This is a genomic window from Pseudomonas sp. Root569 (assembly GCF_001427465.1).
Taxonomy (GTDB): Bacteria; Pseudomonadota; Gammaproteobacteria; order Pseudomonadales; family Pseudomonadaceae; genus Aquipseudomonas; species Aquipseudomonas synxantha.
This window is the reverse complement of record NZ_LMGQ01000024.1, coordinates 645,321-653,079: the sequence shown is the minus strand read 5'-3', so window position 1 is coordinate 653,079 and position 7,759 is coordinate 645,321. Positions and strand designations below refer to the sequence as shown.

Sequence of the window (7,759 nt, the reverse complement as noted above, 5' to 3'; positions counted from 1 at the left end):
TTATCCACAAGGCTGGCTGTGTAGACGATGTTGCCGCCTTCACCTACGGTAGTCGTGGCACTCAGAACCACATCGACCTTGTCGATGGTGTCGTTGATCGTGGTGGTCGCACCATTGCCTGCAACTTCCAACTTCTCGAAGTTACCGCCAGTAGTCTCGGTAATCTTGACGGTCTGGGTGCTCTTGTCGATAAACACATCATCGGTCGGTGCAGGGACAATTACCGTGCCGACGGTATCGCCAGCCTTGATGGTGATCGACGAGCCGTTGTCCAACTTCAACGTAACGTCAGTGCCCGCTTTGTTGGAAAGCGTAGCGGTGTACGTAATTTGACCACCTTCGTTCACCGCGCTAGGCGCGGTCAGCGTGACAGTTGTGGTGTTATCAGTACCGGGAGTATCGGTAACGGTGGTGTTAACCGCCGCAGTACCTGGAACCAGATTTTCAAAGTGCTCGCCGCCAGTGACGCTTGTGATAGCGGTGGTGACGGTCTGATCGCCCTTGTAGACGTCATCCGGCGCCAAGACCGAAACAGTGCCGCTCGACTGGTTCACACCGATAGTGATGGTCTGGCCATTATCGAGAGTGACGGTCAGCGGGTTGGTGATGTTTGTCACCGGCGCGCCGTTCTTATCCACAAGGCTGGCTGTGTAGACGATGTTGCCGCCTTCACCTACGGTAGTCGTGGCACTCAGAACCACATCGACCTTGTCGATGGTGTCGTTGATGGTGGTGGTAGCACCGTTGCCCGCAACTTCCAACTTCTCGAAGTTACCGCCAGTAGTCTCGGTAATCTTGACGGTCTGAGTGCTCTTGTCGATAAACACATCATCGGTCGGTGCAGGGACAGTTACCGTGCCGACGGTATCGCCAGCCTTGATGGTGATCGACGAGCCATTATCCAACTTCAACGTAACGTCAGTGCCCGCTTTATTGGAAAGCGTAGCGGTGTACGTAACCTGACCACCCTCATTCGTCTCAGTCGGCGCCGTCAGCGTCACAGTGGTGGTGTCGATCGAATCAGTAACCGTAGTGACCGCCGGTGTCGTGCTCGGCACCAGGCTTTCAAAATTGCCGCCGGTCGCGCCGGTGATGGTCGTGCTGATGGTGCTGCCGTTGACGTAGACGTCATTGGGCGGCGTGTCCACGACCACGCTGCCGACGGACTCGCCCGCCTTGATAGTGATCACCGAGCCATTGCTCAAGGTGACAGTAACAGGCGTCTGTGCCGGGTTGGTCAAGGTCGCGGTGTAGGTGATCTGCCCGCCTTCGGTAACGGTTTCGCCAGCGGTCAGCGTGACGGTGGTGGTATCGACCGAATCAGTAATGGTGGTGACCGCAGGCGTCGTGCTCGGCACCAGGTTTTCAAAGTTGCCGCCGGTTGCACCGGTAATGGTGGTGCTGACAGTCGAACCATTGTTGTAGACGTCGTTCGCTGCAGTATCGACAACAACGTTGCCCGCCGACTCGCCGGCCTTGATGGTAATCACCGAGCCATTGCTCAAGGTCACGGTGACCGGCGTCTGCGCCGGGTTGGTCAAGGTGGCGGTGTAGGTGATCTGGCCGCCTTCAGCCACGGTATCGCCCGCCGTCAACGTGACGGTGGTGGTGTCGATGGTATCGGTGATCTGCGTCACGGCCGGGTTAGGGTCGAGGGTCAACACCAGGTTGCCGCCGCCGGTGGTACCGGTAACGCTGACGCTGATCTGGCTTGGATCGATGTAGGGGCTGTCGTTGGGGGCCAGGGGCACATTGACGGTGCCGGTCAGTTGGCCGGACGGGATGGTAATCACCGCGCCATTGGACAAGGTCACGGTCAGGTCGCTGGTGGAGGGCCGCGTAACGGTAGCGGTATAGGTCAGCACACCGCCGGCTTCGGTGATGGTTGGGGTTGCGCTCAGGGACAGGGTCGCGGGCTGCAGCGCCAAACCGGAATCAGCGGTGCCTGGGGCGCCGGCCAGTACGTTGAGTGTCGAGGTGCCCTGGCCGAGAGGGCCGGTTGGGAAACCGATGGTCGGGTCGACCCGGCCGGCGGTGGCGTCCAGCACCACGAAGCTGTGACCCCCCCCCGCGGCGCCATTACCGGCAGCGGTTGCACCCGCGGCCGTGGCTTCCAGCTCGGTGGTCGGGTCGGCACCAGCGGCGATGGCTTGTTGCAGCTCGGCCACCGACGGCGCAGCTTGCTCGGTGGCAGCGGCCAGGTCGACGCTGGAGTCCGGTAGATCGGCGCTCCACTGAGTGTCCCGGCCCAGGTCCAGAATACGGCCGTCGGCCAGTTCCAGGCTCACTGCGCCCGACAGGCCAGTGTCGACCTGGTCGCCCGCGAACAGGCGATCACCTTCAATAAGGACGCGACGAATGCCTTCCGGAGAAACAACGAAAACTTGACCAACAATGCTTTTGACGATGGCAACAACACTGCTCATTAAAATTTTCTCCGGCGATTCGTTCGAAATTCCATTTTGCAGCGCGCAATTAGGGCTGCCAACTGGAGGACGTAGTCTATAAAGCGATTGACGTCAAATATTTGGCTAGATTTTTTAGTGATCTAGTTTGTGCCAAACTATTGACCTTATGGCCGCCATCCTAAACAATCGCTCCCGTAATGTCACATTGATATTTAAGCGGCGAACCGTCCTACATGTGTGAAGCAGTTCCGTTTTTTGAACTTTCCGACGTACGGTCATTACGGTAGCCATTATCCGACGCAGCGGTGCTAATCGCTGTGATTTGAGACAAGAAGTCCTGGGGAAATTTTTAAATGCGCCTGCACCTGTTCAAGGCAATTCCGTTCGTTCTCGCCGCCAGTTTCGTACAAGCCCAGACGCTGCCCCAAGCCATGCAACAGGCCTTGGATGTGCACCCGGAAATCCAGGCAGGTGTTAACAGCCGCATCGCTGCTGACTATCAACTGCGCGCCGCCCAAGGTGGCTACCTGCCGCGAGTCGACCTGAACGCCGGTTATGGCCGCCAAGGGACCGACAACGCCACCTCCCGCGCCAACAACCCCAGCGGCAACCACTGGGACACGCTCAACCGTGGCGAATCCAGCCTGCGCCTGCAGCAAATGATTTTTGACGGTTTCGCCACCTCCAGCGAAGTCGGGCGTCAACAAGCCAACGTTAATGCCCGTGCCTACTCCTTGCTGGGTACTTCCGAGCGGACGGCGTTGACCGTTGCCCAGGTCTACCTCGAGGTGTTGACCCGCCGTGAGTTCGTGCGCCTGGCCGAAGACAACCTGCGCAATCACGAACGCATCTACGATCAGATCAAGTTGCGCACGCAGCGCGGCGTCGGCAACGGTGCCGACCAGGACCAGGCCGAAGCGCGCCTGGCCCAGGCCCGCAACAACCTGATCACCGAGCAGACCAACCTGGCAGACGCGCAAACCAACTACCTCAGCGCCGTCGGCCAGATGCCCGACCAGCTCGAGCGCCCTGCGCCGTTCATGGCCATGCTGCCGGCGGACCTGAATGAAGCCCGTCGCCAGATGCTCGACAATAGCCCGGTGTTGCGTTCAGCCGAGTCGGATATCTCCGCCGCCGAAAAACAGTACGAGGCCGCCAAATCCAGCTTCTACCCACGCTTTGACGCTGAGCTTGGCACCAACGCCGACAACAACGTCTCCGGTGATCCGAACCACAGCAACGGCTGGGAAGCCATGGTGCGCATGCGCTTCAACCTGTTCGCCGGCGGTAGCAACAAGGCCGACCTGCAATCGAAGTCCTACCAGGCCAACCAGGCCCTGGATATCCGCAACAACGCCTTGCGCCAACTCAATGAAGAGCTAGGCTTGGCCTGGAACGCGTTGAATAACGCCAATGCCCAATTGCCGGTGGCACAGCAGTACGTGGATCACAGCTCCCGTGTACGCACCTCCTACCAGCAACAGTTCAGCCTCGGCCAGCGCACCCTGCTGGATTTGCTCGACAGCGAAAATGAATTGTTCACCGCTTCCCGCCGCCTGGAAGAAATCAAGAACATTCAGTTATTTACTCAGTATCGAATCAAGGCGACCATGGGTGAATTGCTCAAGAGCCAGGGAGTGGTCGCACCAATGGCTTCCGTCGTACAGAACGACGTGAAACCTAAAGTCCAACTGCCTGGGATGAATTGAGCCACCCCAATAGCCCCATCTGTTAGTCGAGAGTGCACCGCGTGGAACCTGAAAGCAGTCGAGTTCATCTCAGTCATGATCCACGCGCCCTGCATGACGACCCGTTGCTCGACGGGTTGTTGGCACTCTGCGCCCTGCATCAGAAACCGGCCAGCGCAGCGATGCTCACCACCGGCCTGCCGCTGCCCTCGCAACGCTTGAGCGCCGAGCTGCTGCCGCGTGCCGCTGCACGGGCCGGGCTGCAAGGCCGGGTGCTGCAACGCAAGCTGGAACAGATCCCGACCATTGCACTGCCGGCCCTGCTGTTGCTCAAGGACGGTCGCAGTACCGTGCTGGTCGGCTGGGAAGGCGAGGATGAAGCACGGATCCTGCTCAGCGAAAGCGACGGCGGCGAAGTGCTGATAAAACGTGAAGCACTTGCCGACGACTACATCGGCAAGGTCTTCTTCGCCCAGCCGCAACACAAATTCGACGTCAACCACGGCAGCCTGATTCCACGGGCGCGGTCGTGGTTCCGTGACACCCTCATGCGTTCGCGCTGGCTCTATACCGACGCCATCGCCGCCAGTTTCCTGATTAACATCATCGCCATGGCTGCGCCGCTGTTCGTGATGAACGTATACGACCGCGTCGTACCGAACCAGGCCACCGCCACCCTGTGGGTGCTGGCCGTGGGCATCTGTGGCGCGTACCTGTTCGACCTGGTCCTCAAAAGCCTGCGCAGCCTGTGCCTGGACCTGGCCGGCAAGAAAACCGACCTGATCATCTCGGCCACGCTGTTCGAACGCATCGTCGGCATGTCCATGAAGTACCGCCCGGCACGGGTCGGCAGCTTCGCCCAGAACATCCATGAGTTTCAAAGCCTGCGCGACTTCCTCGCATCGCTGACCCTCACCAGCCTGATCGACCTGCCGTTCACCTTGCTGATCTTCCTGGTGATCGCCATCCTCGGCGGGCATCTGGTGTGGGTGCCGGTGCTGGCGTTCCCGCTTGCCCTGGGCATCGGCTATGCCCTGCAAAAGCCCTTGGTGGCAACCATGGAACGCACCATGGCCCTGGCCGCCGAGCGCCAGTCGAGCCTGATCGAGACCCTCGCCGGGCTCGATGCGGTCAAGGTCAACAACGCTGAGAGCGAGCGCCAATACGGCTGGGAACAGACCATCGGCACCCTGAGCCGGCTGGAGCTGCGGGTGAAGTTGCTGTCGGGTCTGTCGATGAACATGACCCTGCTGATTCAGCAATTGGCCGGCGTGATCATGATCGTGTTCGGCGTGTACCAGATCATCGACGGCAACCTCAGCATGGGCGGCCTGATTGCCTGCTACATGCTCAGTGGCCGCGCCCTGAGCCCGCTGGCCTCGCTGTCGGGCCTGCTGACGCGCTACCAGCAAGCCAAGGTTACCATGACCTCGGTGGACCAGATGATGGAGCTGCCCCAGGAGCGCAATTTCGACGAGCGCCCCATGAGCCGCCGCACCCTGCAAGGCGCCATCGAGTGCCGAGGGCTGAATTTCACCTACCCGAACCAACAGAACCCTGCGTTGAAAAACATCAACCTGGTGATCAAGCCCGGGGAGAAAATCGGCATCATTGGTCGCAGCGGCTCGGGCAAAAGCTCCCTGGCCAAATTGATCGTCGGCCTTTACCAGCCCGACTCCGGCGCCTTGCTGGTGGACGGTGTGGACGTACGCCAGATCGACGTCAGCGAACTGCGCCACAACATTGGCTACGTTGCCCAGGACATCCAATTGCTCGCCGGCACCTTGCGCGACAACCTGGTATCCGGGGCGCGCTACGTCGAGGACGAAATGGTCCTGCAAGCTGCCGAACTGGCCGGCGTACACGAATTCGCCCGTCTGCACCCCCAAGGTTACGAGCTGCAAGTCGGCGAGCGTGGGCAGAACTTGTCCGGCGGCCAGCGCCAGAACGTCGCCCTGGCCCGAGCGCTGCTGCTCAACCCGCCCATGCTGCTGCTGGATGAACCCACCAGCGCCATGGACAACACCGGTGAAGAACGCTTGAAGCAACGCCTGCAAGCCGTGGTGCAAAACAAGACCGTGGTTCTGGTCACGCACCGCGCCTCACTGCTCTCCCTGGTGGACCGCCTGCTGGTGGTCGACCGTGGGCAGATTCTCGCGGACGGCCCGAAAGCCGTGGTCATGGAAGCGTTGAAGAAGGGGCAGATCAGTGTTGCTTAACTCCATCAAGAGTGCGGTCGGGCGCTATTTCAAAGGTTCCGACTCGCTGCAGGGCCAGCCCCTGCCCGAGGTCAACAAAGCCCTGATCGAAGATGCGCCGCGGGTCATCCGCCTGACCATCTGGGCAATCATCGGGTTCTTCGTGTTCCTGGTGGTGTGGGCAGGGTTTTCCCAGATCGACGAAGTGACCCGTGGCGACGGCAAGGCGATTCCGTCGTCCAAGTTGCAGAAAATCCAGAACCTGGAAGGCGGTATCGTTGCCGAGTTGTACGTCAAGGAAGGCCAGATCGTCGAAGCCGGTGCGCCATTGATCCGCCTCGACGACACGCGGTTTGTCTCCAATGCCGGGGAAACCGAAGCCTTGCGCCTGGCCATGCAACTGCGCGTGGAGCGCCTCAGTGCACAGGTGGACGATCGCCCGCTGAACATCCCTGACGACGTGCTCAAGGCCGCGCCGAGCCAGGCCGCCAACGAGCGCTCCCTGTATGAAAGCCGTCGCCAGCAATTGAAAGACGAAGTCGGCGGCTTGCAGGAGCAACTGGTACAGCGCCAGCAAGAGCTGCGCGAGTTCACCTCCAAGCAGAGCCAGTATCGCAGCCAGTTGTCCCTGCAACGCCAGGAAATCAACATGTCCGAGCCGCTGGTAGCCCAGGGCGCGGTGTCGCCGGTGGAAGTGCTGCGCCTCAAGCGCGCCGAAATGGAAACCCGCGGCCAGTTGGACGCCACCACCCTGGCGATTCCTCGCGCCGAGTCGGCGATCAAGGAAGTGCAGCGCAAGATCGACGAAACCCGCGGCAAATTCCGCAGTGAAGCCCTGACCCAGCTCAACGAAGCCCGTACCGAACTGAACAAGGCCGAATCCACCGGCCGCGCCCTGGAAGACCGCGTCAGCCGCACCTTGGTTACCTCGCCGGTACGTGGGATCGTCAAGCAGTTGCTGGTCAATACCGTCGGTGGCGTCATCCAGCCAGGCAGCGACATGGTCGAAATCGTGCCTTTGAACGACACCTTGCTGGTGGAAGCCAAGATCCGTCCGCAAGACATCGCCTTCCTGCACCCGGGGCAGGAAGCGGTGGTCAAGTTCACTGCCTATGACTACACCATTTACGGTGGCCTCAAAGCCAAGCTCGAACGCATCGGTGCCGACACCATCACCGATGAAGACAAGAAAACCACCTATTACATGATCACCCTGCGCACTGACCGCAGCCACCTGGGCACCGATGAGAAGCCGCTGCTGATCATCCCGGGCATGGTCGCCTCGGTGGACATCATCACCGGCAAGAAAAGTATCCTCAGCTACCTGCTCAAGCCGATCATCAAGGCGCGGGCCGAGGCGTTGCACGAGCGGTAAATCTCCAGCGCCTGTGCCGGCCTCATCGGAGGCAAGCCCCCTCCCACATTTGACTGTGTTCACAAATCAAAATGTGGGAGGGGGCTTGCC

The 7,759-nt window shown here is 60.3% G+C and carries 4 protein-coding genes; 3 read left to right on the top strand and 1 reads right to left on the bottom strand.

Annotated features, from left to right (window positions below; genetic code table 11):
- The coding region (locus ASD70_RS20335; protein ID WP_156382933.1) for a retention module-containing protein at positions 1-2,426 on the bottom strand (2,426 nt) is incomplete at its 3' end.
- A gap of 335 nt (positions 2,427-2,761) precedes the next feature.
- Here ASD70_RS20335 and ASD70_RS20330 point away from each other — a divergent pair.
- From ASD70_RS20330 to ASD70_RS20320, 3 genes are read left to right on the top strand one after another with little or no spacing between them, the layout of a single operon-like run.
- Complete coding sequence (locus ASD70_RS20330) at positions 2,762-4,117, top strand: TolC family outer membrane protein (protein ID WP_046070313.1); 1,356 nt, start codon at positions 2,762-2,764, stop codon at positions 4,115-4,117.
- A gap of 41 nt (positions 4,118-4,158) precedes the next feature.
- Positions 4,159-6,315 carry a type I secretion system permease/ATPase gene (locus ASD70_RS20325; protein ID WP_046072619.1) on the top strand — a complete coding sequence of 719 codons (2,157 nt, stop codon included), beginning with the start codon at positions 4,159-4,161 and terminating at the stop codon, positions 6,313-6,315.
- Positions 6,305-7,669, top strand: coding sequence for an HlyD family type I secretion periplasmic adaptor subunit (locus ASD70_RS20320; RefSeq protein WP_034116722.1), 1,365 nt, complete (start codon positions 6,305-6,307; stop codon positions 7,667-7,669). The genes ASD70_RS20325 and ASD70_RS20320 overlap by 11 nt, the downstream gene beginning before the upstream one ends.
- Positions 7,670-7,759: the final 90 nt, after the last annotated feature.